Source organism: Pseudomonadota bacterium (assembly GCA_026390555.1).
Taxonomy (GTDB): Bacteria; Bdellovibrionota_C; UBA2361; order UBA2361; family OMII01; genus OMII01.
This window is the reverse complement of sequence record JAPLFS010000032.1, coordinates 11,725-38,152: the sequence shown is the minus strand read 5'-3', so window position 1 is coordinate 38,152 and position 26,428 is coordinate 11,725. Positions and strand designations below refer to the sequence as shown.

The window sequence follows — 26,428 nt, the reverse complement described above, 5'->3', positions numbered from 1 at the left end:
GCAGTAGTAAAATAGAGGAAACGATGGCGAAGAGCAAAGCAAAGCAGCAAAAACGAATGAGCAAGCGTTCAGGGGTCTCAGCACCGGAACCGATCGATGTGCCCGAAACCCTGCCTGTACTGGCAGCTAAAGACATGGTGCCCTTCCCAGGTGTTATGATGTCGCTCTATCTAACTCGTCCAGCCAGTATTCGCGCCATGGAGGCGGCCATGGCAGGTGATGGCCTGGCCTTTGTTGTTGCACAACAGAATATCGAAGCTGAAGATCCGGTTGGTCGTGACCTATATAGGGTCGGCGTTGTTGCGCATGTTGTGCGTGCTCTGCAGGTTCCAGATGGGCGCTATAAGGTTTTGCTGCAGGGACTTGTGCGCGCGCAGGCGCGAAAGTACGAATTAAAACAGCGCTACCTCGTCACTAAAATTGAGCCACTGGCGTTACCACCCGCGCGCAAACTCTCAGCCGAGAATCAGGCTATAATGAACCGCATTCGTGAAAACCTGCAGGTGCTAGTTGAGTACGAACATCTGCCTGAGGAGATGCTGATCGTTACCGAGGAGATCCATGATCCAGGGGTGCTCGCCGATGTTATCCTGGCGCATTACAAGATTGAACTTGCGGATGCACAGGCGGCCCTTGAGGAGCTTGATCCTTTTAAGCGCCTGCGTTTGACCGATGTGGCGATTACGGAGGATCTCAATAAGTTTATCCTGACGGAAAAGATTAAGGATAAAGCGCGCGACGAGATGAGTAAGGATCAACGCGAATATTATTTGCGTGAGCAGATTAAACAGATTCAGCGTGAGCTCGGCGATATTGATACCGGTTCAGATGATCTACAGGCCTTACGTACTAGGTTAACTACTCTGAAGCTTCCGCAGCAGGCCAAAGAGGAGTCCTTCAAGCAGCTCAAGCGGCTTGAACATATGAGCGCTGAGTCGGCCGAGTTCGCCCTGTTGCGTACCTATCTGGAGTGGATTACAGATCTGCCGTGGCATACTAGAACAACGGATCAGGTTGATCTTAAGGCGGCTAAGAAGATACTAGATGAAGATCACTTCGGCCTCGACAAGGTAAAGGATCGGATCCTTGAGTATCTGAGCGTGCGTGCGCTTAATCCTGAATCAAAAGGGCCGATACTCTGTTTCGTGGGGCCACCAGGAGTAGGCAAGACCTCTCTTGGTAAGTCGATCGCGCGGGCGCTCGGCAGAAAGTTTAATCGCATGTCGCTCGGCGGTATGCGCGATGAAGCTGAGATCCGTGGGCACCGACGGACCTATGTTGGAGCGCTCCCGGGGCGCATCCTGCAGGGGCTTAAGCAGAGCGGAAGTAAGAACTCAGTCTTTATACTTGATGAATTAGATAAGATTGGCGCAGACTTTAGGGGAGATCCAGCATCGGCTCTGCTTGAGGTGCTTGATCCGCACCAAAATGCAGAGTTTAGAGATCATTATTTAAACGTCCCGTTTGATCTCTCAGACGTGCTCTTCCTTGCGACAGCAAACACGGTTGATACGATCCCCGAGGCGCTGGTTGATCGGTTGGAGATTATCTTCATACCGGGATACACCTCACAGGAGAAGCACAAGATCGCCACCACCTATATTATTCCACGACAACTCGAAGAGGCGGGACTTAAGGGCCGTAAGATTAAGATCTCAGATCCAGCAGTGCAGCTCGTTATAGATCGCTATACACGAGAGGCGGGTGTGCGTGGACTTGAACGCGAGATAGGCGCGCTATTCCGTAAGGTTGCGCGCGATGTGGCAGAACACAAAAAGATCGTTGGTTCAATCGATGAGGAGCGGGTAGCGCAGCTCCTTGGTCCAACCAAGTACGATCCCGAGATGACTGAGCAACTGGAGGCAATTGGCCTTGTACGTGGCTTAGCGTGGACTACTCATGGTGGTGAGGTTATGCCGATTGAGGTGTCGCTCGCCAAAGGCACCGGCGGGCTAACGCTTACAGGGCAACTTGGCAGTGTCATGCAGGAGTCAGCGCAGGCTGCGCTCTTCTATGCGCGCGCGAACGCGGCGGTACTTGGGCTTGAGGCGGATTTCTATGCAAAGCATGACATCCATGTGCATGTGCCGGGTGGAGCAACGCCTAAAGATGGACCATCCGCCGGTATTACGATCGCGACGGCGCTTGTTTCCGCGCTCTCAGGGCGAAAGGTCTCGAAGGACTTCGCCATGACCGGAGAGATGACGTTGCGTGGGAATATTCTGGCGGTAGGGGGGCTGCGTGAAAAGGCACTTGCGGCGCTGCAGTACGGCATTAGTAAGATTATTATTCCTTTTGAGAATATAAAGGACCTTGAGGAGATTCCCGAGGAGCAACGCAAGCAGATTCAATTTATTCCTGTTAAGCATGTGAGTGAGGTCCTTGAACTTGCACTCCTTGGACGGCGCAAAAAGATCGTAGGGGCAAGGAAGCGTGGAAAAAGAAGGGAGATATCGCTCAGGCCATAAGGGGTGTCAGCACACCAGGCTGCTAATAACGGCGGCTCTTGCTCTTCTAGTATGCGTTGTTCCTGCGCAGGCTGAGCCGTCTTGCATCTATACCGAAAAGAACGGGGCTCTCAAGCAGGTAAAAAGCATGCGCGATGTTCCAAGGAGCTTTCGTGCAGGCGCAGTATGTCAGGATCTGACAGGCAAGCAGATTGCAGCACCCCAGGACGTTAAGTTAGAGGGCGGAGCTCGCACAGCTGAGCTCTTGACCGAGCTTGGACGACTGAATGTTCGATGGCCCAGAAAGATAGAGGAGTGCTTTGGAAAAAGTCCGGCACGCGCCGTCAGTGAAGCTGCTGCCGCAGCCAATAAAGCCATAAAAAACGCTAGATTTTCCCCTGAAGTACGGCAGGGTCGGCGCGATTGGTCGCTCGTATTCACCGATAAAGCCACGGCGCTCGCACAGTTTCCGGCTGAACTAAGCCTTGGTAGGCACCCGGGGTTTATGCTCCCACCAAGTCAGATCTATATCATCGCTGATTATGTAAGCCCTGATTGCGCAGCTGGGTTATTAGCTGATGAGACCCTTGCACAGGTGCTTCTGCACGAGATAGGGCATGTGATCGAATTCCTTCTGCTTGGTTCTGAACAGTTACCAAATGATCCTAGGCGTAGCGAGGGATTCGCAACTTGGTTTGAGCAATATAGCGCAGATTTTATGCAGGGTATGCCGAAAGGGAAGGTTACCAAATTTTATACCGCGCTGGCTAAAGATGGATTTGTTGGGCGAGCGGCTCCATTTACCGGAAGCTCTCAAGATTATGCCGTTGCAGCGCTGCAGTTTAGAGCGATAGTAAATCGCAAGGGGATCTCAGGATTAATGCAGCTCTATAAGGTGATGAGGGAGAGTCGTATCTCGTTTAGTGCGGCCTTGGAGCGTGAGTTGCGCTGGAATCAGGTCACGCTTGAGCGCGAGATGCAGGAGCTCTTAGAGCCATAATGCGGAGGTCAGCTCTTATTTTTGCCGAGAGCCCCCTTAAGTAGCGCTCCAAAGGAGGAGGAGGGGCTCGGCTGCTGCGCACCACTATCGTCAGTGCTTTTCCAGGAGCTCTTAGAGCAGTCACGCTTGCATAGTAGGCAAAGTTCTTTTGTGTCCCGTGCCGGGTGCCAGAAGGGGGATATGTTAAGTATCAGAGCCTCCTGAAGAGGCTCCTCCAGGTCGATATGCTCCCCCTCGTAGATGATGACCCCGGGGTCCTCGAGGGTGTCATCTGAGCCCGCACGGTCGCTACTTGTTTGCAGGACCCAGCTGATCTGGGCGTTTAGTTCGTTAGGCACCTGGTCTGCGCAGGTTGCGCACCCTTGCCGGCATATGCCTGAAATAACACCATTTACTACTACTCCGCCGTGGATACGGGTGAGGGTCAGGTTGGCCGTAGGGGCCTCGTCAAAGGTGACCTGATCGTACTGTAAGCCCTCTGCCAGGCGGGTATTGAGGGCCTCCTTAGAGATAGGAGCGTCGATCTTTATGCCCGTAAAGGGGATGGTTGTAACTAGGACCTTCATAGCTGGGGGCAGATCATAGCAACATAGGGCATCCCTGTGAATAGTTAGCAAACAATCCTTTAAGAGCTCTAAAAAGTAAGTTATAAAGAGGAGCTTCACGCAACCTTTTAGGGGCTGCTTGCGATTACTACCGCGTATATTTTTTTACGTATATTTTTTGGAGGCTTCGTATGGGTATTAATAAGGTCATGTTACTGGGCAATTTAGGCAAAGATCCAGAGGTGAAATACACCCCGCAGCAGATGGCGATCTGCAGATTTTCACTAGCGACAGGTGAGCGTAAGAAGGACCAGAGCGGACAGTGGGTTGACCACACCGAGTGGCACAACGTAGTCACCTTCGGTCGTACCGCAGAGAACTGCGCGAAGTTCCTTAAGAAGGGACGCCAAGCTTTCGTAGAGGGACGTATCCGTACCAATAAGTGGCAGGATAAAGAGGGCAAGGATCGTTATACGACCGAGATCATCGCTGATGTTATTCAGTTCGTTGGTGGTGGTAAGGGCGAGATGTCGAGTGATGCTGATTTCAGTAGCGAGCCATCAAACGATAACGTTCTCTCCGGGATTCCAACAGCAGATGCGCTGCCACGCGTAGCTAATGGTGGCCCAAGAGCTGCTGCAACATCGGATGAGCCGGTCACATTCAATGATGACGACATACCGTTCTAATAGAGCTGAGCCACGCTGCATTGCAGTAACTGTTGTTCAAGGACTAGCGTGAAAGATCGTCTAAGTAGGTACGGCTCTGTTGCGCTCGTAACCGGCGCCAGCTCAGGCATCGGGGCGGTGTTTTGTAAGAAGCTCGCCGCACTTGGCTTTACGGTTATAGCGGTCGCTAGACGGGGAGAGCGCTTAGAGCAGCTACGTCTAGAGGTAGAGGGCTACGGTAAGGGCGCCGTAGTTCCAATAATCCTAGATCTTCAGGATCGTGAGGCTGCTGACACCCTCTTTGCAACCGTTACTGGGCAGGGATTGCAGGTTGATCTTCTGATTAACAACGCCGGCTTTGGAACGCTCGGGAGCCTTGATAGTGCGCCCCGCGAAAAAGCGCTTGGAATGATCGATCTTAACTGTAGAGCGGTGGTTGATCTGACCTGCAAGTTCCTGCCCGGCATGAAGGAGCGCAGGAGGGGCGGGATTATTATCATCTCTAGCGTTGTAGGGGCTATTCCAACCCCGTGGTTCGCTGTGTATAGCGCTACAAAGGCCTTCGATCTTTACCTTGGGGAGGCGCTCTATGCGGAGTGTCAGGGCAGCGGGGTGGATGTGTTGACGGCTCTACCTGGGTTAACTAGCACCGAGTTTCAAGCGGGCTCTGGGATGCGTGATTACCACAGTGCGTATCGCAGCCCAGAACAGGTTGTAGAATCGGCCCTTACAGCTATAGGTAGAAAAGCAATCGTTGTTGATGGAGCATTGAATAAGCTGCTAGTTCACGGTACTAGGTTTGTGCCGCGAGCTCTCCTTCTTGCGCTAAGTAGGGTGGTGATGCGTAAGGAGCTTAGGCTATAGCAGCTTTTTAATCCCCAACAAGTTTATTGGGATAAATAGTTACCAAAAGGATAGCGTTATGGCTCTTCGCTCCATCATCCGATCAGTTAGCCACTATGTGCCCGAACGTCGTGTCACTAACGACGACCTTTCAAAGTGTATGGACACCAACGACGCCTGGATTACCGAGCGTACCGGGATTAAGGAGCGTCGTTTTATTGAGCATGAGGGCGTCAGCACCTCGCAACTTGGTGAGATCGCAGCCCGCGGAGCTTTAAAGCTCGCAGGCTGGGCCCCCGAAGATCTTGATCTGATCGTGGTAGCGACCCTCTCACCAGATTACTACTTTCCTGGAGTTGGCGTAATGCTGCAACAACGGCTCGGATGCCGCACCATTCCAGCGCTTGATATTCGCGCGCAGTGTAGTGGACTCGTCTACGGACTCTCCTGCGTTGATGGCTATGTAAAGAGTCGACAGGCTTCAAAGATCCTGCTTGTTTGCGCAGAGGTGCAATCACCTGTGCTGGATCTAACTACCCGAGGGCGTGAGATGTCTGTCCTTTTCGGAGATGGAGCGGGGGCGCTTACTATCGAAGGGTGTGAAGTTGCGCACGACGGCGATCTTTCTCAGCGCGGAATTATAGACTCATACCTTGGAAGCGATGGCAGTGGAGCGGATGTGCTCTGTATGAAGGCCCCCGGCACGGCGATACCTGGATTTCTGCGCTCTTCAGATCTTGAGCAGGGGCTTGTTCATCCGCAGATGGAGGGGAAAGTTGTGTTTAAGAACGCAGTCACGCGCCTACTCGAGAGTGCCAATGTATTAATGACCCGCAATGGAGTGAGCGCAGAGCAGATTGATCTAATCGTTCCTCACCAAGCGAACCTGCGCATTAATGAGATGGTGCGGCAACAGCTCGGAGTTGCGCCAGAGAGGGTATTTAACAATATTCAGCGCTACGGTAATACGACCGCTGCTACTATTCCGATCTGCCTCTCAGAGGCGCAACAACAGGGGATTCTTAAAGAGGGGGCGCTCGTTATGACCCTTGCCTTCGGAGCTGGATTTACCTGGGGTGGAAATCTTATCCGTTGGTAACGCTTATTCCAGGGGCGATTAGGCTGCGTTAGCGCGTCTTTTTTTTAAGGCTGATTTGGCCTTACTCTTTACAGTGGATTTTTTCTTTATCGCAACTGGTTGCGCTGAAGTCGGGGTTGTAGATGGGGTTACTACTGGGGTCGCTAGTGGAGTTGCTACGGGGGTTGCTACGGGGGTCGCTACTGGAGTCGCTACGACTGCGAGCGGCTTTTTCTCCGAGCCTCCCTGATCATTAATGTTAACAACCGTGACCCGTACGGAGCCCTCGGCCTGACTACGATTCTCATTCAGAAAGATCTTAATTCGATCCGCTATGAGAACGGTCCCCTGTTGTTGTAGCTGCGGATTGTCGGTCAAGGTTACTATAGCGGTTGTGGCATCGTAGATCGCCTGCTGACTAGTTGCCTTAATCTCCTGCTTGGAGATGACGACATCCCCCTTTGCCACCAGCTTTTGGATCTGGTTGCTCTCGTTGTAGCTACCCTCAATTATCTTAGATGTCATGAGCAGGTCGCCCTGGGTTACAACGACGTTGCCCTTGTAGGTAAAAATGCGTTGCTTAGCGTTGATAGAAAGCGAGTCTGAGGTGATGGTCGTTGGAAGTTTGCCGAAGGTATTGTCAAAGGCTTTCTGATCTAGGAGCGAGTTGGTTGAGAGTTTATCGAGTGATGTGCTAGGGGGAGAGCCCTGTGCCCACGAGTTGCTAGCAAAGGAGAGGATGGAGATAATGGTAAATAGGATTCTCATGATGGATCTTTTATTTCTTGCGCGGTTTAATCATGGTTTTTACTCCGTTTGAAATCGTCACGTCCTGGGACTCAACAAGAGCAACGGCCTGCTTGCCTGTTAGTGTGAACATAGGATTTTCAAGTACGAGCGGCACAGGGATCTCAACTCTCCCGGTCTTTTCCTCATAAATTGCACGTGAGGTTGTTAGAGTTGTGTTGTCTTTATAGATAACAACCACATCATCAGAGAGCTCCGCTCTAGTAAGTTCGGTACCTGAAAGCAGGAGCTCTGCGTGCTTTGCGGTGAGTGTGACCAGCTCTCCATCTGCCTGCACAACGATTAATCTTGCCTCCTCAATGCGCGCAGAATTTGCGAGGGCATTGTACTGCCCACGCTTGCCAACGATATCCCAAACTACCTTTCCATCACGCTCCAAGCTGCGGTGAAAGTCATTTAATACAAAGCCGATGCCTATCGGCTGCTGCTCCTTGGGGCTCGGAGTGCTGATGTTTTCAGTCGTTACCTGCGCGGGCGTTTCGCTTGAAGCGGGAATATCAGAGGCATTTTTTGAATAGATTATCGCACCACTACCGATAAAGAACGCGGCTAATAGACCGAGCCCAAGCCGCATGCTCTGTTTACGGGTCAGTATGAGCGCCACAGGCTTCCTCTAAGCAATAGCTTCCCTAATCCGGCACAGGGTGGTGAGAAGTGGGGATAGCTGTTCAAGGGGCAGCATGCACGGACCATCAGAGGGGGCATTATCAGGGTCGTTGTGACACTCTACAAAGACCCCATCCACGCCTGTTGCAACTGCAGCGCGTGCTAATGCTTGAACGAATGTTCGAGAACCCCCAGAGCTGCCGCCACTACCACCGAGCTGCTGAACGGAGTGGGTTGCATCAAAGACGACCGGATAGCCGGTCGATCGCATGATTATTAGATTTCTTGGATCTAAGACCAAGTCGCGGTACCCAAAGCTTGTGCCACGCTCACATAGCAGGATCTTTTTATTGCCGGTGCTCGCGATCTTTTCAGCCACAAATTGCATGTCAGCAGGGTGCAGAAACTGGCCCTTTTTAACGTGAATCGTTCTCCCAGTTGCGCCGGCCGCAATCAGAAGATCCGTCTGTCGACATAAGAAGGCCGGAATCTGAAGAACATCTACCACTTGGGCTACGGTACGAGCCTGCTCCTCGGTGTGAACATCGGTCAGTACCGGAGCGCCGATGGTGTTACGAACCTCTTCAAGGATGCGGAGCCCCTCGTCAATCCCGATACCACGCTTACCAGAGACTGAGGTCCTATTAGCCTTATCAAATGAGGACTTAAAGACGAGTGATACAGGAAAGCGCTCGGTTTCTTTACGCAGGAACTCTGCGATTGAAAGACAGTGCTCGCGTGACTCTATTTGGCACGGCCCTGCAATCAGCAACAGCTTCTGATCCGCGCCAACCCTGACTGAAGGGGATATCTCTACGATCACTGTTCGCTCCCAATAGTAATAGTAGTAGCGCAGTCACTAGCGCTCTTTGTGGCGGATAATAGCTGCGGAGCTGAAGAGCTCTGCTTATCGATCTTGGACGTAAGTGTTGAGAGTTGTGATCTGCGCAGTTTGGCGGCCGCCACAAAGTCTCTAAAGAGTGGGTGCGGGGCCCTTGGAGTTGATTTAAACTCAGGATGAAACTGAACCCCGATAAACCACGGGTGATCCTTTAGCTCTATAATCTCAGCGAGCGTTGAGTCGGGTGATGTGCCAGAGAAAACTAATCCAGCCTTTTCAAGCTTTTCGCGGTAGGCGTTGTTGACCTCGAAGCGGTGTCTGTGACGCTCGCTGATAAGCGCCTTGCCGTAAATCTCTCTGACCTTTGAGCCCTCCTTAAGAGCGCACGGGTATGCGCCGAGCCGCATCGAGCCGCCCTTTAGGCTCAACCCCTTCTGGCTATCCATAATGTCGATAACGGTACACGAAGAGGTCGGATCAAATTCAGCGCTGGTTGCTCCAGAGAGCCCCGCAATGTGGCGAGCGTACTCGATCGTCGCGATCTGAAGGCCTAGGCAGATACCGAAGAACGGCACCTTGTTTTCACGCGCATAGCGCGCCGTTGCGATCTTGCCCTCACTGCCCCGCACCCCGAATCCACCCGGGATAAGGATTGCATCAATGTCCTGGCCATTATTGGCCTGACGGAACGATTTTTCTATTTCAGAGGTGTCGAGAGTTTCACTATCGACGTATACGATCTTAATCTTACAATTATTTGCCACACCACTATGGATTAGCGCCTCGCTCAAGCTCTTGTAGCTTTCAGTCATGTCAACGTATTTGCCAACCATTGCGATAGTGATCGTTTCACGGCTTGAATCGGTAAGTGAGGCTGCGATCTTTGACCAGGGCTCGAGCTTGGGAGCACCGGTCCAGATATTTAGTAACTCCACACAGCGCTGATCGAGCCCCTCCTGGTGTAGCACCAGGGGTAGCTCGTAGATCGTCTGAACGTCAGGGGCGTTGATAACGCAGTTTGGGCTGACGTTACAAAAGAGGCTGATCTTATTCTTGAGCTTCTCATCGAGCTTCTCCTCTGATCGGCAGATGATAATGCTCGGCACAATGCCGTATCCAGTTAACTCCTTTACGGAGTGTTGGGTTGGCTTAGTCTTAAACTCGTCAGCCGTTGCTATAAATGGAACTAAGGTTACATGAACAAAGAGGGTGTTCTGCGCCCCTACATCGGTGCGCATCTGCCGAATCGCTTCAAGGAACGGCAGACTTTCTATGTCACCTACAGTTCCTCCTACTTCAACTAGGCAGATATCAAAGCCTTCGGCAGCGAGCTTAATGCGCCGTTTAATTTCGTCGGTAATATGCGGGATAACTTGAACGGTGCCACCGAGATAATCACCCCTGCGCTCGTTTGCAATAACGGTCTCGTACACCTTGCCCGATGTGAAGTTGTTGAGCTTCGACATGCGGGTTCCCATAAAGCGCTCGTAGTGGCCGAGGTCTAGGTCGGTTTCGCTGCCGTCGTCCGTTACGAACACCTCACCGTGTTGAAATGGACTCATCGTGCCGGGGTCTACGTTGATGTACGGATCAAGCTTAATGGCGGTGGCCTTTAAGCCACGCGCTTCAAGTAGAGCTCCGATACAGGCAGTTGTAAGTCCCTTACCGATAGATGAGACGACACCCCCGGTGACAAAGATGTATTTAGTTGGGCGAGATTCCATAAAGCGTACGCTGATCCTTACAGGCTTTATACTCCAGATCAGTATCGCCTGTATGGAGGGCTAAGACAATTCAGGAGAGTAGGATTTTAGTGCGAATTATTGCAACGATATTCGGCACATGTACAACTTTGCAGGGCCGGATACAGGATGTAGTGTAAGACTTCAGGGGGAGGCGATATTTAGACCGCTCTTAGCGCGTTATTCAGGCGGCGAGTTGCGGCCTCCATGGTGCTTGAAAGGAACTCTGAGGGCTGGCCCAATGAGCTTAATTGTCTTAGAGCCTGGATCCCAAGGGTGCCTATCTGCTGCTGTAGCATGATGAGAACCGCCAGTCCCTTGGTATCGGGATCAATAGTGGTGCTTTCAATAACCCCGATAACAAAATCGGAGGATGGGAGGTTGAATTTATTGATCTCTTTGAGGTTTGAGATGCGACTGAACGCCTCAAAACAGAGCATTGCAGCGATTAGGGCCGCCTTTACCTCACCCTGAGAGAGGCTCTTCCAAACCCTATCACGGGCCCCACAGGTAATTAGGCTAGGGTCTTTAAATGGGCGAAGATCAGGGTCGATGAGGGCGAGAGCCTTTGTAACATCAGCGCGATTGATCGGTAAGTCTCGGCCTCCTACTAGGCCCTTCCATGGACTAAGACGGATATCAATCTCGGCGTTTAATAGCGTGAGAGGTGAGATAGCTGGCAACCCAACTGGACCAGAGAGTTGGCTCGTTTCTTTAAGTGGAGCTCGTTTTTCTTCGGTAATACGCATAAAAGCTTTCATTAATACGACTAACAACCGAGAATAACTACGTTTGTTACTACCCTAAGATCTGATTTCTTTGCGGATAGCCTCTTAGCTTGCCGTACAAAACCGATGTACTCCCACATGAATGGGGGGTAGGCTAAGGACTTCACCCATACCATTATATGGGGTTTTTAGCCGCTACTGTGACTTAACCGTATTTTCTCTTTAAGCAGGATCGCATGTCTACCAAAGGTACCAATCCCCTTGTTGTGCTACGCCAAGGCCGAGATATATCCGTAAGGCGTCGACATCCATGGGTTTTTTCTGGTGCCATAGCAGAGAAACAGGGCACCCTACAGAACGGATGTTTGGTTGAGGTTCGTTCAAAGGATGGCAGTTTACTCGGTTGTGGACACTGGGGCACACGTGGAATCGCCGTGCGTATGCTTTCGTTCAGAGAGTCCGAGGACGAGCTGCTGCTAATCAGGGAGAAGATTACCTCTGCCATTAATTTTCGCCGCGCAATTGGCCTACTCGAGGATCCGCAGACTACAGGATTTCGCCTTGTTCACGGAGAGGGCGATGAGCTGCCGGGCTTAGTGATCGATCTCTACGGAGAGACCGCGGTTGTGCAGGGCCACTCGCACGGTATGTGGAGACTAAAGGAGTCGATAGATGAGCTTTTACGGGCCGAGCAGCAGCTCAAAATTAAGCAGGTAGTTTTTCGTCGTGTTGAAGCTCAATTGGATCTCGATGAAGAGGGCAAGCAGCCTGAGATGCTCATCCCTGAACCACCGCAGGTTGTGGCGTTTTCTGAAAATGGATTGCGATTTATTGCCGATGTTACAAACGGACAAAAGACGGGATTTTTTCTAGATCAGCGGGTAAATCGCGCAAAGATTCGGGGATATGCAAAGGGCAAGCATATGCTCAATGCGTTCTGTTATACCGGAGCATTCTCGGTTTATGGATTCGCAGGGGGCGCTGAATCGGTGGTATCGGTCGATGCCTCTAAGTCAGCGATCGATCTATGTCGACAAAACGTGGTCGCTAATTTTGCGAGTGTGCAGCACCACTCAGAGGTTGCCGACTGCTTTAGTTATCTTACGCAGATTCCAGATACCTTTGATCTTATTGTGCTGGATCCACCGGCATTTGCAAAACATCAACGCGCAGTTCAGCGCGCCTTACATGGATACGAAACGATAAATGCACTTGCGCTAAAGCATATTAAGCCGGGCGGTTTGCTTGTGACGTTCTCCTGCTCGCAACTCGTATCGCGTGAGCTCTTTCGAGATGCAGTGATGAGGGCGGCGGCCCAAGCTGAAAGGTCGGTCAGGATTGTAGAGGTGCTGCATCAGGCGCCCTGTCATCCAACCAGCATCTTTCATCCAGAGGGGGATTATCTTAAGGGGTTGGTTCTGTACGTAGAATAAGCGGGAACTCCATAGGATTTAGGCGCAAGCCGCGAATGGCCGATCCGGTGTTGTTAAATTTAATTCCATCGTAGGCAAAATCTTTGAAGGGCACATGTGTGTGTCCAAAGTATATGCATGTGACGGATCCGATCTTTTCAGGATGAACGGAGCGTAGGTATTGCATGATACGTTCTGAGAGGGTCTGGCGTCGATGACGTAGGTACTCTGCTACATTTAAACGCAGGTGGGTGATGACCTGAGCAAAAACGATACTCGTAAGACTTCTGGGCGCTGAGCGATAGCGGTTTCGCACCTGGGAGATGTCATGCACCCCAATAGGTAGGTCACACACATCTCCGTGTAGGAAGAGGCATGCGCCGATCTGAAGCACATCGGCGATGATCGTCACGTTCTTAACACGCTGCGCGAGGATAGTTAGCTCTGCTACAAAGAGATCGTTGCAATCGTGATTGCCTAAGAGGTAGAAGAAGGTCGTGTTAGGATGCCGTTCTAAACAGGCCGTTAGCCATTCGATAGCGTGGCGGGTCGTTGTAGCGTGATTGGAGAAACGGGAGCGCTTAAAATCGAAGGTGTCCCCGTTTAGCACCACCACCTTATAATGTGCAGCAGCCGCCTCAAGCACGGGGAGGTAGCACTCATAGAGCGAGACGCAGGAGAACATATGTAGGTCCGAGATGACGAATCCTTTTTCTCCAGGGGTGGTGTTCATAGTGGATATTTTAATTAGAGGCTCCTATGATAACCCAATTCGGCGTGTTAGGGCTAGGCGTACCCAGCAGCAATTGACAGGGTATGAATAGTTACCTTATATAATTACTTGGTCCGTAGAGAGGGAGCGTTGTATGGTTCGACGAGCTGTAATTTATCTGGGTGCCTTTTTAGTGGCAGGGTATAGCGCACAGACCCTCGCGGCAGATTTCAAGCTTTCTGATCGTAACGGAGATGGGGCAGTCGAGATCCTAGCCTTCGGGGATAGCATTACCTATGGCGTAGGTGATGGAAGCGCTCCGGGGGATTATGTTGGGAAGATTTACGATGCGGGAGCCCCACGTGGATACCCTTTAAGACTATCATCTCTAATCGGTGTTGCAGTCGATAATGCGGGGCTACCTGGAGAGGAGTTGATACGGACCGGGATCGATCGCTTTCCAGGGTTGGTAATTGGCGGAAGTGCTGATACCGTCATAATCATGGAGGGGGTTAATGATGCCGCACACCAGGTTACAGCTAGCGTTTACTCCAATACGTTACAGAGAGCGATCAATGTAGCACGGGCCGAGAACAAGGATGTTGTGCTGGCTACCATAGCCCCACCGACGGAGTTTCATTCATCGCTCGCACCTTTTGCGAACGCATATTCTGTAGCGGTGCGACGGCTTGCAGCTATCAACTCACTTCCATTGGCAGATATTGAGCAGACCTTCTACCAGGCTTGCCCGGACCTCTCGATCTGTTCGTATTATAACATTCCTGAGGGGTTGCATCCCAATACACTAGGATACGATGCTATCGCAGAGGCTATGGCGCTTGCGGTGTCGGGAAATTAGCATGTTTAAAAAAAGCAGTTTCTGTTCCCTGATTATTTTAGCAAGCATGTTGACTGCCTGTGGTGGAGGTGGTGGTGGCGGCGGCGGTAGTAGTGCTGGAGGAGAGGTCGGAACTGGAATACGTGTACTACACGCTGCAATAGATGTGGTGCCTGTTGATGTTATTTCGACCGCAAAGGAGGGCGTTATCGTTCCGCAAGCTGTATTTGCAGTAAGCTCCTCATACCGCTCATTGCCGAGCGGCACGCAGGTTCTATCTCTTACCACTGCATTTAATAGCACCCAGGTTATCGCAACACTTAATTTAGATGTGAGCTCTGATAGTCGGCACTCAATTGTGCTTTACGGTGATAATCAGAGCCGTGGTACCCAAACTAAACTTCTAAACGATCAACTACCAGAGAGTTTTACAGGTGGGCTTATTAGGATCGTTAATGGTGCGACGGGAGCCGCAGCATTGTCGGTCTCAACACCGACAGATAGCCTTACCGTTGACTTTGGAGCAAGCTCTCAGTACGTGAACGCGACTCCAGGGGTAGTGCAGGTTGTGTCCCGCGTAGCTCTGGACGGCGCAATCGTAACAACAAACGCCCTGACGGTAGAGGAGGGGCGCGCCTACACGGTGCTAATTGCCGGAGAGGTTGGTTACTATGCAAAGGGTGTAGTATTTTCTGATAACTAAAGCTCTACCGGAGCTAGGTATCCTTATGCAGCTCGATCAAGCGCTGTCATCTCAATCTCAACTATAGCGCCAAGCGGTAAGGCGCTTACCTGAAACGTAGAGCGTGCTGGTTTATGACCCTCTAGCCTCTCGCCGTAGATCTTGTTGACCGTTTGAAAATGACTCAAATCTGTAAGAAAGATGGTTGTCTTAACGACATCCTTGAATGCAAGCCCCATCCCGGATAGTACAGCGAGCAGGTTTCTTAACACCTGCTCAGTTTGTTCCTCAATGCCAGCGCCAACAAGTTGCATAGTTTGCGGATTAAGCCCAACCTGCCCTGATAGGAAGGCCATGCCGCCAGCCCGTACCGCTGGTGAATATGGTCCAACTGCTTTAGGGGCATCAGGAAAGGATTCGTATAGGGTAATAGCGTTACTCATAGCAGGTAGCCTCGTTTAATAGCTGCGTTTTATTGGACGGGCCCTCTGATGTTAGTTTTCTGTGAATGTGCATTTAAAGAGGTACATCCGTTATAAAAATTGGTATTATCAGGCCAAGATTAGGATTGCAAGCTATGAAAGAGTCGATTTTAGTTGTTGATGACGAAGAGGATATTCGCGAGCTGATTCAGTACAACCTATCGAAAGATGGTTACCGGGTTACCTGTGCCGAGAGTGGGGAGGAGTGCTTAGCTATCGTCGCTAAGGTTAGGCCCGACATCCTCATCCTTGATCTAATGTTACCTGGGATCGATGGCCTAGAGGTCTGCCGTAGGCTAAAGGGCGAGCCTCTTCTTAAGGGTATCCCTATTATTATGGTGAGTGCGCGCGGCGAGGAGCCCGATGTTGTCTCTGGTCTTGAGCTTGGAGCGGACGATTACATCGCCAAGCCGTTCAGCCCACGAGTTCTTATGGCGCGGGTTAAGAGCGTGTTGCGTCGTGGTAAGGCGCCGCCGCTTGATCGGCAGGCGGTGGTTCAAGTTGATGGGCTTGTTGTTAACCCTCTCAGATGGGAGGTTCATATTGAAAACGTTCTTACAGAGTTAACTAATACCGAGTTTAAGCTGCTGCACTTCCTGATTCAACGGCCGGGAGTTGTGTTTACGCGCGATCAGATAGTTGAGGGAGTGCATGGGGATGATTATCCTGTGACCGATAGGTCCGTAGATGTTCAGGTGGTTGGCCTCCGTAAAAAGCTCAATATTTATGGGGATCATATCGAAACGGTGCGGGGAGTAGGGTACCGATTTAAGGGTTAACTACTCTCGTGCAATCGACGCCATTCTACTGTAGAACTTAGCCCTGTGATGATTCGTACGTTCTTTGCAGGGCTGACCCCCAGTTACATATTGCTCGTCCTTTCTAGCGTGGCTCCGATCTTTATCGTAGCAACCATACAGGGAGGGCTAAGTACTGTGTTGCTGATTGCGCTCTCTATCTCCTTAGTAATCTGCCTTATTGGGAGTATCCTGGTAGCCGGTCGAATCGGGCAGTCGCTTGATCGAATTGAGGGTGTAACGCAGCGCTTTGCCGAGGGAGACCTGACGGCACGGGTCTATCCTCCACGACTATCTCAATTGGTCGATCTATCAAAGTCGTTCAATACTATGGCGAGCCTTATTCAGAAGCGGCTTGAGAGATTGAGGCTCTTAAGTGCTGAACAGGATGCGATCCTGCGCAGTATGGTTGAGGGTGTGGTAACCGTTGATAGTGATGGGCGAATTAAGCGTGTTAATCAGGCCGCTCGAGTATTGCTAGATATTTCACTTGAGGAGTGTGAGAATAGACTTGTTCCAGAGGTTATTCATCATGCGGGACTGCAGCGGGTTATCTCACGGGTGATGCACTCGCCAGAGGCTAGCTCTGAGGTCATTACGATCAATGGGATAGATGAAAAGGTGCTGGAGGTATACGCATCTCCCCTGATACAGGAGGGTAGCGCCCCTACTGGAACGCTGTTTGTGTTTCACGATAAGACGCAGATTCAGAGGCTAGAGCACGTACGTACGGATTTCGTCGCTAACGTATCGCATGAGCTCCGTACCCCCATTACCTCAATTAAAGGCTTCGTAGAGACCCTCTTGGATGGAGCAATGCATGAGCCGGAATCGCTGAAAAAGTTCCTCAGTATTATTGGGCGACATGCGGACCGATTGAATGAGATCGTTTCTGACCTGCTAACCCTAGCGCAACTTGAGGCAAGGGGAGAGCGCGGACAACTGGAGTTTGAATCGTGCGCGGTAGAGGAGATCGTTTTGGCTGCTGTAGAGGCCTGCGCGCACCGCGCATCTGAACGTGGCACGCTTGTGCATATCCAGGAGGCTGGCGGGTATAAGGTGATGGCCAAGCCCAACCTTATAGAGCAGGCGCTCGTTAATTTAATTGATAACGCGATTAAGTACTCCGATCCAAGTAGCACGGTTGAGATTAAAGTCGAACAGATGGATGGTTTTATAAGAATAGCCGTTGTTGACACTGGGCCAGGGATAGAGAAGCAGCATCTCACGCGCCTATTTGAGCGCTTTTACCGAATTGATCAGGGGCGTAGCCGGCAAATTGGTGGCACGGGGTTGGGGCTCTCAATAGTGAAACATATTGCACAGGTTCATGGTGGGCGGGTCGAGGTGGCTAGTATTCCTGGGAGTGGAACAACTTTCTCGCTGCTCTTAAAAGCATAGGACCTAACCAAACTCTAAAGTGAAGTAGTAGGTAATCTAGCCTAAGGATGTTACAATTCGGTCGATCTTTTTTATTGAAAGGAATCTTTGCCATGGAGCGAATCCTGCAGGTATTATTTACCCCTATTTTGATCCTGAGCAGCATAGTGCTAGCAAGGGAGGGCTTCGCAGCTCCTGCGGGGTCTCCAGGTGTAATCAAGATCGATGGATCTAGCACAGTATTTCCGATCTCTGAGGCGGTAGCCGAGGAGTTTCAACTTGAGCATCGGGGCATTAATGTAACCGTAGGTATCTCAGGAACAGGGGGAGGCTTTAAGAAATTAGTTGCAGGTGAGGTTGATATCGTCAACGCATCGCGACCAATCAAGAGCATCGAGTTGGAGCAAGCGGCTAAGAACGGCATTAACTTTATCGAATTGCCTGTAGCGTACGACGCATTGTCGGTGGTGATTAATAAGAAGAACTCCTGGGTAGAGCAGTTGACCGTTAAGGAGCTCGCCGTCATCTGGGCGCCTGAGTCGCGTGGCAAGATATCAAAGTGGAGCGATGTGCGCGCAGGCTTTCCTGACAAGCCGCTACACCTTTTTGGGCCCGGGACAGATTCCGGCACCTTTGACTACTTTACCGAGGCGGTTGTTGGCAAGGAGAAGGCCAGTCGCGGTGATTATACAAGTAGTGAGGATGATAACGTGATAGTAACCGGCGTCTCTGGTAATGAGGGTGCGCTCGGGTTCTTCGGCGTTGCTTACTATAATAGCAACATGGATAAGTTAAAGGTTGTTCCGATCGATGACGAGGATGCTACTAATGGCAGCGGCCCACAGTTTCCAACTAAGGACAACGTTACAAAAGGTAGCTACAGACCCCTTTCACGCCCTCTTTTTATCTATGTAAAAAAAGACTCGCTTGAGCGTCCAGAGGTTCGTGAATTCGTTGCATACTACCTTAAGAATGTAGAGCTACTAGCACAGGAGGTGGGGTACATTGCGCTGCCTGAGAGTATCATGAGCCTTGTGCAGTCCCGCCTTGATCGAGCGGTAACTGGCACACTCTTTAATGGCAAGGTTACGGGTGTTGCAACACTTGAGCAGATCTTAAAGCAGTAGAGTAGGGTAGGGAGGGGTAACATTGTTCTCATTCGCACGCTCATCAAGAACCGTCGGCGAGAAAGCCATTGAGGCGTTCTTGCTGGCGTGTGGGGCGCTCTCTATCTTTACAACGATAGGGATTATCCTGGTGCTGGTGGTCGAGAGCGCTTTGTTCTTTGAGAACGTATCGCTGAGCCAGTTTTTTTTCGATACTGAGTGGACCCCGCTTTTCATGGAGAAGCATTTCGGTATCTGGCCGCTTATATGCGGAACGGTGCTGACCTCTGTGATCGCTCTTACGCTCTCGGTTCCAGCAGGCCTTATTATCGCTATCTACCTCAGTGAGTTCGCCAGTGAGCGCAGCCGTAAGATTATTAAGCCGGTGCTAGAGATCCTGGCTGGTATTCCAACCATCGTATACGGATACTTCGCACTTCTATTTATTACCCCGTTGCTACAACTATTCTTACCAGCACTTGGCTCCTTTAATGCCCTGAGTGCCGGCTTAGTGATGGGGATTATGGTCCTTCCGATGGTGGCATCGCTCAGCGAAGATGCGATTTATACTGTACCCCAGAACCTGCGTGAGGGAGCCTACGCGCTGGGCGCCTCAAAGTTGCAGATGATCTTTGGTGGTGTATTACCGGCCGCCATCGGTGGAATCACGGCAGCGTTTATCCTGGCTGCATCACGAGCAGTTGGAGAGACGATGATCGTTGCGATCGCCGCCGGACAGCAGCCGCTGCTACACTTTAATCCGCTGCAACCTGTGGAGACCATGACCGCATACATAGTACAGGTCTCTCTTGGAGACACTCCGCACGGCACCATTGAGTATCACACGCTCTTTGCTGTTGCGATGATGCTTTTTCTTCTTACCCTTACCCTCAATATGGCGAGCATGGCTGTACGCGATAGATTTAAAAGGATGTTTCGTTAAATGGGAGTTGTACTGACCACCACAACACAGAATGACACCTTAAGGAGGCGCACAGATGTGCGGTTGCCGCTCTTAGCTCGTCCGGGAACCGAGCGGGCCTTTGTGTTTCTCGCACGCCTTATGATCTACTCAGCGATGCTTATTCTGCTAGCTCTGCTGGTTGATATTATAGGGGATGGTGTAGAACGGCTGAGCTTCAAATTCTTTACGAGCTTCCCATCTCGTAAAGCTGAGCAGGCCGGGATCCTTGCGGCATGGACCGGCAGCCTCTATCTGATCGGACTTACGATTTCATTCGCCTTTCCAGTTGGTGTTGGTGCAGCGATATATCTTGAGGAGTACAGCACAAGGGGTAGGATAACGAGGATCATAGAGCTCTGTATTGCGAACTTGGCCGGGGTGCCCTCGGTTATATACGGACTGTTAGGGCTACAGCTCTTTGTGCGCACGCTTGGATTCAATCGGAGCCTAATCTCAGGCGCCCTAACGCTGGCGCTGCTGGTGCTTCCTATAATCATTATGGCCTCAAGGGAGGCTTTAAGGACGGTGCCGAAGGGCTACCGAGAGGGGGCTTTGGCGCTAGGCGCTACTAAGTGGCAGACGACCTGGACTCAGGTGTTGCCGGTAGCGCTCCCTGGCATTCTAACCGGGTGTATCCTAGCGTTCTCAAGAGCTATTGGAGAGACTGCGCCACTTGTGACCCTCGGGGCTCTTACCTATGTGGCGCAGGTGCCAGATTCAATCTTTGCACCCTTTACGGCGCTGCCAATTCAAGCCTTTAATTGGTTGTCGCGTCCACAGAGTGAGTTTCATGCTAACGCTGCTGCTGCCATTACCGTTCTGCTCGTGATTATGCTGGTTATAAATACGGTCGCAATAATCGTGCGGTCCAAGTTTCAGCGTAGGCAGAGGTAAGGTATTCTAGATGGTTGTGTTTAGGAGCTAATTTAGGTCAATAGATGAACGTGGCGCGTCAGTTAGCAATTAGTAGTGAGGGATGGAGTGAGATGAGTTCAGCCCAAGATCAGGTTAAGATTGAGGTAAATAAACTGAGCCTGTTCTATGGGGACTACCAGGCCCTGCACGAGATCTCAATACAGATACCTGCCAGGGAGGTAACTGCCCTGATCGGACCATCCGGTTGCGGTAAATCTAGCTTTCTTCGAACCATTAACCGCATGAACGATCTGATAGATGGTGTGCGTGTAGAGGGGCAAGTTAGGCTTGATAGCCAGGAACTTTATGCTCCCGATATCGACCTGATTAGGCTCAGAAAGAGGGTTGGCATGGTCTTTCAGAAGTCCAACCCGTTTCCAAAGAGTATTTTTGAGAACGTCGCATATGGTCCCCGTATTCATGGGGTGCGAGATCGTGCCGTGCTTGATGAGATCGTCGAGCGGAGCCTAATACGCGCGGACCTGTGGAAGGAGGTAAAGGATCGCCTCTATCGTAGCGCCCTTGATCTATCTGGGGGCCAACAGCAGCGGCTCTGTATCGCGCGTGCACTGGCGGTAGACCCAGAGGTGCTTCTTATGGACGAGCCAGCTTCGGCGCTTGACCCCAGATCGACTGCAAAGATTGAGGATCTAATCGGTGAATTACGCTCTCAGTACACCATCATTATTGTAACACATAACATGCAACAGGCGGCGCGAGTTTCGAATCGTACGGCCTTCTTTTATGAGGGTAAGTTAGTTGAGTTCGGGATCACAAAGGAGCTCTTTACAAAGCCCAAGGAGAAACACACAGAGGATTATATTACCGGACGTTTTGGATAACGTTTTTGGTGCTTAAGTTATTAACGGCGCTATGTTGAGTCAGTTCAGTAAGGAATAGATATGTCATTTCACCTACATCGAGAGATAGATGAGTTAAAGAAAAGGATCCTTGGATTAAGCGCGCTAGTTGAAGAGAGCGTATACAAGGCTGTTAAGGCCGTTGAAGCACGAGACGAAAAGCTGGCGCGTGAGGTAATAGAGGGGGATCAACAGCTTGACATGGTAGAGGTCGAGGTAGAGGAGGAGTGCCTTAAAATTCTAGCACTACATCAGCCTGTTGCCGCTGATCTGCGATTTATCGTGGCAGTTCTTAAGATTAACAACGATCTAGAGCGTATCGGTGACCTGGCGGTTAATATCGCCAGTCGAGCGATAAAATTAAGCGCTATTAAGACCCAACCTGAGGCGTTAATTGACTTTCAAGATCTTGAATCAAAGGTGCAGCAGATGCTGCGACGTAGTCTCGAGTCCTTAGTGAATCTTAACGAAGAGATAGCTAAAAGCGTCTGCAGCTCCGATGATGCTATAGACGATATTAATCGTAGTATCCACAAGCAGGTTATTCAGGCTACCCGTGAGCATCCAAACGATGTCGAGCGCTTTATTATATTACTTTCGGTATCAAAGAACCTTGAGCGCATAGCCGATCACGCGACAAATATCGCCGAAGATGTTCTGTACATGATTCGTGGCGAAATTGTTAGGCACTCTAAGGTGCAATAAGAGCGCAGTTTTATAGTTTTCGTACTGGAATGAATAGTTCCTAGTTTCCGGTTCTAAATAGGTGTGTTATTCATTGAGATGTGGTTTGAAATCTTATTTATATAAATAGTTTGTAACTATTCACCGGGTCAGATTAGTGTGCGTTAGCCCCTATCAAGGGGCGAGTTTGCGGAGCAAACTGGGGTGGAGACAATAACTATTCACCCCTAAAATGAGCGTCCCCGATCAGGGGACGTCAAGAAAGGTGGGTCTTTAGGACCGATCGCAAGATCGAATTCTTTTAGCCATCGACAAGTTTATACCGGGGTGAATAGTTGCGGATAGTCCAGGGAAACAGTGATGAGCTCTTTAAGATCCCTCTTTCTTTCACAGATCCTATTACTAGGGCTATCGTCTGGATCGGCGTATGCCGATAACGCCTATGAAGATCTTACGATAGGGGCGGTTTTGCCTGAAGTAATACAGGGCTGGGGTCAGCCGCTAGAGAAGATCGAGCGCAACGTTAAGCGTGAGGTACTGTGGAGCTATTCGCATGGTGCATATGTGCTTTTTAAGGATGGTCGGGTAATTGATTGGCGCTCGCTGCGGGGACGGGGGCCAAGATCTGAGCAGAAGGTAGCGGCTACAACCTCAACAACGGATAAACCAGCGGGAGATATCGCAGATATCGTGGGTGATATTGCGCGCGAGGTTCCGGCAGCAGCTGATGCGCCCTACGTAGAGCCTCCACAGTCGCGCAACGCACAGATAGAGCTAGCTCCCAATCAGATCCCGCCGCAACCTCCCGGTCGTAGCCAGGCAGGTATAGCGCAGCCGCTAGATCTTGAAGAGGATGATCAGTAGCTGTTAGTTGATGGACCCTTTCGGAACTAAGTACCAGATACGAGCAGGACTCTGCAGCACACCGGCGTAGCGTTTTGCATCATCTCCACGTCCCCAGAATAGATCTATCCGACCGGTTCCGGTAATGGCGCCCCCGGAATCCTGATCAAGGACGAAGCGACCCACCTCAATGCTACTTTGTGGCAGATCGCTTGGAGCGGCTTCTGTATCAAAGACCGGCTTGTTAAAGGTAATAAAAGCTAAGGCACCCTTTGGTACAAACTTCGGGTCTGCTGCAATCGTGCGGCCGGAGGTTGCTGGTATGCCGAGCGATGTAATGGCACGTTGCGGCGAGCGATTGAAAAATACATAGCTCGGATTACGGAAAAGGAGCTCGGAGCGTTCGCTCTCTGGCATAGTTTTAAGCAGCGCCACGATGCTTTGCATCGTGATAGCAGCAGGAGCTATCCGTTCCTTTAAGAATTTCCCGATCGCCTCGTACTTATGTCCGTTCTTTTCAGCATAGGTAACAAAAAATTGAGAGCCATCTTTGAGCTCAATTGTGCCTGAGCCCTGAATCTGGAGGAAAAACGCATCGATCGGATCAACCCAACAGATCTCTAATCCGCGACCCTTAAGGGTATGCTTTCCATCTATATCTTCTCGTGAGTAGTACGGAACTACTCGCCCCTTAGCGAGCCTTCCCTTGAGTGCTGATTCCTCCTTAAAGCGCTGCGAAAATGCTCCGAGAGGGATCGTAATAAGGTCATCTGGACGGCGATAGATCGGTTGCGAGAGGGCGGAGGTTGGCCGCAGGCTTCCACGTATAAGCGGCTCAAAATAACCCGTAAGGAGGATCGCACCCCAATCTTGCGCGCCGTATATCTCATAAAATAAAAAATTATTGCGTATATATTCTAACTTTTCTGAGTTGCTACGCGAGCTTATTAGCTCACTGCTGAGACGATCGAGGGCCTGTACGTATTTGCCGCGCGTGATCGATACCGGCCCAAACTGCATGGCTGAGTCGGGATTTCTGCTGAGAGCAGATCTCTGAGTGGCGATACCGCTCGCTAGATCTTTTAGGTTTAAGTCATCAGAGAGGGTCGGCGCAGCGACAGCTCTAAAGGCGGTTTCAGGGCTGGGCGCAGTACTTCTACCACAGGCGCTTAAGATAAAAGATCCTAAGGAGATGAGTAGCAGAGCTAAGAGCTGTTTGGAGGATGTTAGGCCTGATCTGTTTGTCACATAAGAGTTGTAGGGGGGCTATTGTTATGAGGCAAGAGCCTCAAAGTAGTATTTATACAAGAATTGAAGACCCTACTATATAGCGGTGATTAAAGACCCCTCCCGATAAATCATAAATCAATTCAAAACATCCCCTTTTATCAGCTACTTTTTGCAGCTTTAAGGGAAGCCGGCTTCCTACCAGCAGAGCCCAGATTTGCTAACTATACGAAGTTCCTAGCCTCTTCTGGCTAGGCACTAAGATTGCCTGAAGAACCTCAAAGTATTTTAAGAAATTTGAAACTTAAGCCGTAGCTCCGCATCGTAAGGAAGGTTGCTGTAGGTTCCAACGGTTTTTAGAGGGGGCATCCCTCTCGGTTTTAAGAGGTGATGTATGAGTGGTACTAGCGCCTACCTGCGCATCTTTGCTGTCCTCGTTACTCTCCTGGTAGTTTCCTGTCGAAACGGAAATGCCCAAAAAATAACACCGTATCGCGCGATGGTTGCGCTAGAAGGTATTTATAATCCGAGCCTTAGAGAGAGATCCACTACAGAGCTAGAAAAGATTCCAACCGTTCGTGTTAGGGGGCGGATCTATGCGGCTGGAAATATCGACCTACACCTAACTACCAAACGCAATAAAACCTGGCGCTCATTTATCCGACGTAACGGCAGGGAGGAGGAGGACCAACTCCAGCCCGTATTGCTGCGGGGTTCAGTAGCGATCGGAGGGGGCTTAACGAGGTCTGGTCGTCGAATCATGCCTACAGCTGCCTCAATCATCGGCAGTAAGCTAAAGCTTACGTTTCCCGGTCGAGCAAAAGGTTCGAGGGGAACCCTGCAGAGGATCTACACGATTACTATGACCATTGACGGCGCTATCTTAGTTAGTGCGCGCATATCCAGTATACCCTCATCGGCGCGGCGTCGTGGGGCCTGTGGTGCATCAACGGACAGTATGAATACACAGGAGCATGATGCGCCGATTGTACAACCCATTAAAAGTGAGGAAGAGAACGGTGTCGCCGAACTCTCTAAGGTAGTTACGATCAGTACCGATGCTGATCAGGAGTGGTATGCCAAGTACGGCGATAGTAGTAACGCAGTGATTGCATCCATCATTAATGCAGCCGAGGCGATCTATGCTAGGCAGTTGGGAATTCGCTTCCGAGTCGTGCGCCAACATGTGTATTCAGAAAGCTCACCATATAATACAACTGAGCCGATCCGTCTTCTGAATGCGTTTACTGGTAACGTTGAAAATCCATATAATCTCAGTGAAACCCCCGCGACGTTTCATCAGGACGTTGATATCAAGCACCTCTTTACCGGTAAGAATTTCGATGGAAGCGTAATCGGGATCGCATACATAGGGGTTGTTTGTTCAGTGCCAACCCTTTCGTACGGCATTACTCAATCATATGTGGAGTCTGCTGACTCTGGCATATTTGCCCACGAGCTTGGGCATAACTTTGGCGCGAATCACGATACATCAACACGCGGTAGTTTGATGTACCCAAGTATATCGATACCACCCTCCGATCATTTCTCTGAGGCTAGTTTGCAAGAGATCAATCAGCACCTTACACAGAGTGGCTCATGCATCTCCATTGAGCAGGTCGTACCGCGACCAGATATTACGCCAGGATTTCCAACGCCAACTCCACCCGAGCATCCGGATCTTAATACGGCGAAGCTCACTATCACAAAGAGTCGGGTTGGCGATGCCAATGCTCCGGTGGTGAGAATGTTAGGCCAGCTTGTATCAAATACGGGGGTTCCAATCAGCGCTGTCGGGATAAGGCTGTTTGCAGCCGGGGAGCCTGTTGGGGATGCCGTTAGTGACGAGCAGGGAAATTTCAAGTTTTTCGTTCGGCTAACACTTCCCAAAGACAAAAAGATCTACATGTATGCGGAAACCATCGGGGGAGAGATCTACTCAAATTTCCTATGGCTCGGCAAAACTAGTCCAAAGTTGAAGAGCTCTGGACGCAGGCGCAGCTAGCGTGATTCCAGAGTGATACCAGCAAGACTAAGTCCGTTTAAGTACCAACAAGGTAACTGGTCACCGTAGTTTAATGTAGAGATTTAAGCTACTCAGATTACGGCGAAGTTTGATAGGTAATTCGATTGGTCGTCCCCTGATTGGGGACGGCAGATTTTGTGACCAGTTAACGTTGTCACCCCCGATTTGCTCCGCAAATCGACCCCTGAGGGGTTG

The 26,428-nt window shown here is 50.7% G+C and carries 26 protein-coding genes; 17 read left to right on the top strand and 9 right to left on the bottom strand.

What is annotated here, in order from left to right; genetic code table 11:
- Window positions 1-23: 23 nt before the first annotated feature.
- Window positions 24-2,468 (top strand): endopeptidase La, encoded by a 2,445-nt coding sequence (gene lon, locus NTV65_03870; GenBank protein ID MCX6114342.1) that lies wholly within the window; start codon window positions 24-26, stop codon window positions 2,466-2,468.
- The gene (locus NTV65_03865; protein ID MCX6114341.1) at window positions 2,434-3,447 is read left to right on the top strand and encodes a hypothetical protein; all 1,014 of its coding nucleotides are present in this window, start codon (window positions 2,434-2,436) and stop codon (window positions 3,445-3,447) included. Before lon ends, NTV65_03865 begins: the two co-directional genes overlap by 35 nt.
- An 8-nt stretch (window positions 3,448-3,455) precedes the next feature.
- On the opposite strand, the gene NTV65_03860 is transcribed toward NTV65_03865, so the two are convergent.
- Window positions 3,456-4,013, bottom strand: a complete 558-nt coding sequence (locus tag NTV65_03860; GenBank protein MCX6114340.1) for a DUF177 domain-containing protein — start codon at window positions 4,011-4,013, stop codon at window positions 3,456-3,458.
- 170 nt (window positions 4,014-4,183) lie between these two features.
- On the opposite strand from NTV65_03860, the gene NTV65_03855 reads away from it, so the two are divergent.
- Genes NTV65_03855 through NTV65_03845 form a run of 3 tightly spaced genes read left to right on the top strand, consistent with a single transcriptional unit; the run spans window position 4,184 to window position 6,602 of the window.
- A complete protein-coding gene (locus tag NTV65_03855) occupies window positions 4,184-4,681 on the top strand; it encodes a single-stranded DNA-binding protein (protein ID MCX6114339.1) in 498 nt (165 codons plus the stop codon).
- 48 nt (window positions 4,682-4,729) lie between these two features.
- Window positions 4,730-5,524 carry an SDR family oxidoreductase gene (locus NTV65_03850; protein MCX6114338.1) on the top strand — a complete coding sequence of 265 codons (795 nt, stop codon included), beginning with the start codon at window positions 4,730-4,732 and terminating at the stop codon, window positions 5,522-5,524.
- Window positions 5,525-5,582: 58 nt separating this feature from the next.
- Window positions 5,583-6,602 (top strand): ketoacyl-ACP synthase III, encoded by a 1,020-nt coding sequence (locus NTV65_03845; protein MCX6114337.1) that lies wholly within the window; start codon window positions 5,583-5,585, stop codon window positions 6,600-6,602.
- 18 nt (window positions 6,603-6,620) lie between these two features.
- On the opposite strand, the gene NTV65_03840 is transcribed toward NTV65_03845, so the two are convergent.
- From NTV65_03840 to NTV65_03820, 5 genes are all read right to left on the bottom strand, one after another.
- The gene (locus NTV65_03840; GenBank protein MCX6114336.1) at window positions 6,621-7,349 is read right to left on the bottom strand and encodes a hypothetical protein; all 729 of its coding nucleotides are present in this window, start codon (window positions 7,347-7,349) and stop codon (window positions 6,621-6,623) included.
- 10 nt (window positions 7,350-7,359) lie between these two features.
- A complete protein-coding gene (gene lptC / locus NTV65_03835; GenBank protein ID MCX6114335.1) occupies window positions 7,360-7,992 on the bottom strand; it encodes an LPS export ABC transporter periplasmic protein LptC in 633 nt (210 codons plus the stop codon).
- Window positions 7,993-8,001: 9 nt separating this feature from the next.
- The gene (gene kdsA / locus NTV65_03830; GenBank protein MCX6114334.1) at window positions 8,002-8,817 is read right to left on the bottom strand and encodes a 3-deoxy-8-phosphooctulonate synthase; all 816 of its coding nucleotides are present in this window, start codon (window positions 8,815-8,817) and stop codon (window positions 8,002-8,004) included.
- Window positions 8,814-10,559, bottom strand: a complete 1,746-nt coding sequence (locus NTV65_03825; GenBank protein MCX6114333.1) for a CTP synthase — start codon at window positions 10,557-10,559, stop codon at window positions 8,814-8,816. Before NTV65_03825 ends, kdsA begins: the two co-directional genes overlap by 4 nt.
- 179 nt (window positions 10,560-10,738) lie before the next feature.
- Window positions 10,739-11,326: a hypothetical protein gene (locus NTV65_03820; protein ID MCX6114332.1), complete on the bottom strand. Its 588-nt coding sequence runs from the start codon at window positions 11,324-11,326 to the stop codon at window positions 10,739-10,741.
- A gap of 215 nt (window positions 11,327-11,541) precedes the next feature.
- Between NTV65_03820 and NTV65_03815 the strand changes: the two genes are divergently transcribed.
- Entirely contained in the window at window positions 11,542-12,738 is a 1,197-nt protein-coding gene (locus NTV65_03815) for a class I SAM-dependent rRNA methyltransferase (protein ID MCX6114331.1), read from the top strand.
- On the opposite strand, the gene NTV65_03810 is transcribed toward NTV65_03815, so the two are convergent.
- On the bottom strand, window positions 12,710-13,450 hold the full coding sequence (locus NTV65_03810; protein ID MCX6114330.1) for a metallophosphoesterase: 741 nt from the start codon (window positions 13,448-13,450) through the stop codon (window positions 12,710-12,712). The two genes, NTV65_03815 and NTV65_03810, sit on opposite strands and share 29 nt — an antisense overlap.
- A gap of 133 nt (window positions 13,451-13,583) precedes the next feature.
- Between NTV65_03810 and NTV65_03805 the strand changes: the two genes are divergently transcribed.
- Together NTV65_03805 and NTV65_03800 are read left to right on the top strand one after the other, a co-directional pair.
- The gene (locus NTV65_03805; GenBank protein MCX6114329.1) at window positions 13,584-14,288 is read left to right on the top strand and encodes an SGNH/GDSL hydrolase family protein; all 705 of its coding nucleotides are present in this window, start codon (window positions 13,584-13,586) and stop codon (window positions 14,286-14,288) included.
- A gap of 1 nt (window position 14,289) precedes the next feature.
- Window positions 14,290-14,970, top strand: a complete 681-nt coding sequence (locus tag NTV65_03800; protein ID MCX6114328.1) for a DUF4397 domain-containing protein — start codon at window positions 14,290-14,292, stop codon at window positions 14,968-14,970.
- A gap of 23 nt (window positions 14,971-14,993) precedes the next feature.
- Here NTV65_03800 and NTV65_03795 read toward each other — a convergent pair whose 3' ends face one another.
- Window positions 14,994-15,392, bottom strand: coding sequence for a Rid family detoxifying hydrolase (locus NTV65_03795; protein ID MCX6114327.1), 399 nt, complete (start codon window positions 15,390-15,392; stop codon window positions 14,994-14,996).
- 134 nt (window positions 15,393-15,526) lie between these two features.
- Between NTV65_03795 and NTV65_03790 the strand changes: the two genes are divergently transcribed.
- The 8 genes from NTV65_03790 to NTV65_03755 all read left to right on the top strand — a co-directional run bounded on the left by NTV65_03790 (window position 15,527) and on the right by NTV65_03755 (window position 23,001).
- Complete coding sequence (locus tag NTV65_03790; protein ID MCX6114326.1) at window positions 15,527-16,210, top strand: response regulator; 684 nt, start codon at window positions 15,527-15,529, stop codon at window positions 16,208-16,210.
- A gap of 48 nt (window positions 16,211-16,258) precedes the next feature.
- Window positions 16,259-17,629 (top strand): ATP-binding protein, encoded by a 1,371-nt coding sequence (locus NTV65_03785; GenBank protein MCX6114325.1) that lies wholly within the window; start codon window positions 16,259-16,261, stop codon window positions 17,627-17,629.
- 92 nt (window positions 17,630-17,721) lie between these two features.
- A complete protein-coding gene (locus tag NTV65_03780) occupies window positions 17,722-18,735 on the top strand; it encodes a PstS family phosphate ABC transporter substrate-binding protein (GenBank protein MCX6114324.1) in 1,014 nt (337 codons plus the stop codon).
- A 22-nt stretch (window positions 18,736-18,757) separates the two neighbouring features.
- The gene (pstC, locus tag NTV65_03775; GenBank protein MCX6114323.1) at window positions 18,758-19,657 is read left to right on the top strand and encodes a phosphate ABC transporter permease subunit PstC; all 900 of its coding nucleotides are present in this window, start codon (window positions 18,758-18,760) and stop codon (window positions 19,655-19,657) included.
- A complete protein-coding gene (pstA, locus tag NTV65_03770; protein MCX6114322.1) occupies window positions 19,658-20,572 on the top strand; it encodes a phosphate ABC transporter permease PstA in 915 nt (304 codons plus the stop codon). It abuts the gene before it with no gap.
- Between the two features lie 92 nt (window positions 20,573-20,664).
- Complete coding sequence (gene pstB, locus NTV65_03765; protein ID MCX6114321.1) at window positions 20,665-21,435, top strand: phosphate ABC transporter ATP-binding protein PstB; 771 nt, start codon at window positions 20,665-20,667, stop codon at window positions 21,433-21,435.
- Between the two features lie 60 nt (window positions 21,436-21,495).
- A complete protein-coding gene (gene phoU / locus NTV65_03760; GenBank protein MCX6114320.1) occupies window positions 21,496-22,158 on the top strand; it encodes a phosphate signaling complex protein PhoU in 663 nt (220 codons plus the stop codon).
- Window positions 22,159-22,497: 339 nt separating this feature from the next.
- Complete coding sequence (locus NTV65_03755; GenBank protein MCX6114319.1) at window positions 22,498-23,001, top strand: hypothetical protein; 504 nt, start codon at window positions 22,498-22,500, stop codon at window positions 22,999-23,001.
- Window positions 23,002-23,004: 3 nt separating this feature from the next.
- Here the strand turns inward: NTV65_03755 and NTV65_03750 are convergent, their stop codons facing one another.
- Window positions 23,005-24,228 (bottom strand): murein transglycosylase A, encoded by a 1,224-nt coding sequence (locus NTV65_03750; protein ID MCX6114318.1) that lies wholly within the window; start codon window positions 24,226-24,228, stop codon window positions 23,005-23,007.
- Between the two features lie 373 nt (window positions 24,229-24,601).
- Here NTV65_03750 and NTV65_03745 point away from each other — a divergent pair, with 373 nt between their 5' ends.
- Window positions 24,602-26,212 carry a M12 family metallo-peptidase gene (locus tag NTV65_03745; GenBank protein ID MCX6114317.1) on the top strand — a complete coding sequence of 537 codons (1,611 nt, stop codon included), beginning with the start codon at window positions 24,602-24,604 and terminating at the stop codon, window positions 26,210-26,212.
- Window positions 26,213-26,428: the final 216 nt, after the last annotated feature.

Excerpts from the sequence above, each read along its gene's own strand:
- lon (MCX6114342.1), top strand. The coding sequence starts at position 24 with ATGGCGAAGAGCAAAGCAAAGCAGCAAAAACGAATGAGCAAGCGTTCA.
- NTV65_03860 (MCX6114340.1), bottom strand. The coding sequence starts at position 4,013 with ATGAAGGTCCTAGTTACAACCATCCCCTTTACGGGCATAAAGATCGAC.
- NTV65_03855 (MCX6114339.1), top strand. The coding sequence starts at position 4,184 with ATGGGTATTAATAAGGTCATGTTACTGGGCAATTTAGGCAAAGATCCA.
- NTV65_03845 (MCX6114337.1), top strand. The coding sequence starts at position 5,583 with ATGGCTCTTCGCTCCATCATCCGATCAGTTAGCCACTATGTGCCCGAA.
- NTV65_03840 (MCX6114336.1), bottom strand. The coding sequence starts at position 7,349 with ATGAGAATCCTATTTACCATTATCTCCATCCTCTCCTTTGCTAGCAAC.
- NTV65_03825 (MCX6114333.1), bottom strand. The coding sequence starts at position 10,559 with ATGGAATCTCGCCCAACTAAATACATCTTTGTCACCGGGGGTGTCGTC.
- NTV65_03820 (MCX6114332.1), bottom strand. The coding sequence starts at position 11,326 with ATGCGTATTACCGAAGAAAAACGAGCTCCACTTAAAGAAACGAGCCAA.
- NTV65_03815 (MCX6114331.1), top strand. The coding sequence starts at position 11,542 with ATGTCTACCAAAGGTACCAATCCCCTTGTTGTGCTACGCCAAGGCCGA.
- NTV65_03810 (MCX6114330.1), bottom strand. The coding sequence starts at position 13,450 with ATGAACACCACCCCTGGAGAAAAAGGATTCGTCATCTCGGACCTACAT.
- NTV65_03805 (MCX6114329.1), top strand. The coding sequence starts at position 13,584 with ATGGTTCGACGAGCTGTAATTTATCTGGGTGCCTTTTTAGTGGCAGGG.
- NTV65_03800 (MCX6114328.1), top strand. The coding sequence starts at position 14,290 with ATGTTTAAAAAAAGCAGTTTCTGTTCCCTGATTATTTTAGCAAGCATG.
- NTV65_03795 (MCX6114327.1), bottom strand. The coding sequence starts at position 15,392 with ATGAGTAACGCTATTACCCTATACGAATCCTTTCCTGATGCCCCTAAA.
- NTV65_03790 (MCX6114326.1), top strand. The coding sequence starts at position 15,527 with ATGAAAGAGTCGATTTTAGTTGTTGATGACGAAGAGGATATTCGCGAG.
- NTV65_03785 (MCX6114325.1), top strand. The coding sequence starts at position 16,259 with ATGATTCGTACGTTCTTTGCAGGGCTGACCCCCAGTTACATATTGCTC.
- NTV65_03780 (MCX6114324.1), top strand. The coding sequence starts at position 17,722 with ATGGAGCGAATCCTGCAGGTATTATTTACCCCTATTTTGATCCTGAGC.
- pstA (MCX6114322.1), top strand. The coding sequence starts at position 19,658 with ATGGGAGTTGTACTGACCACCACAACACAGAATGACACCTTAAGGAGG.
- pstB (MCX6114321.1), top strand. The coding sequence starts at position 20,665 with ATGAGTTCAGCCCAAGATCAGGTTAAGATTGAGGTAAATAAACTGAGC.
- phoU (MCX6114320.1), top strand. The coding sequence starts at position 21,496 with ATGTCATTTCACCTACATCGAGAGATAGATGAGTTAAAGAAAAGGATC.
- NTV65_03755 (MCX6114319.1), top strand. The coding sequence starts at position 22,498 with ATGAGCTCTTTAAGATCCCTCTTTCTTTCACAGATCCTATTACTAGGG.
- NTV65_03745 (MCX6114317.1), top strand. The coding sequence starts at position 24,602 with ATGAGTGGTACTAGCGCCTACCTGCGCATCTTTGCTGTCCTCGTTACT.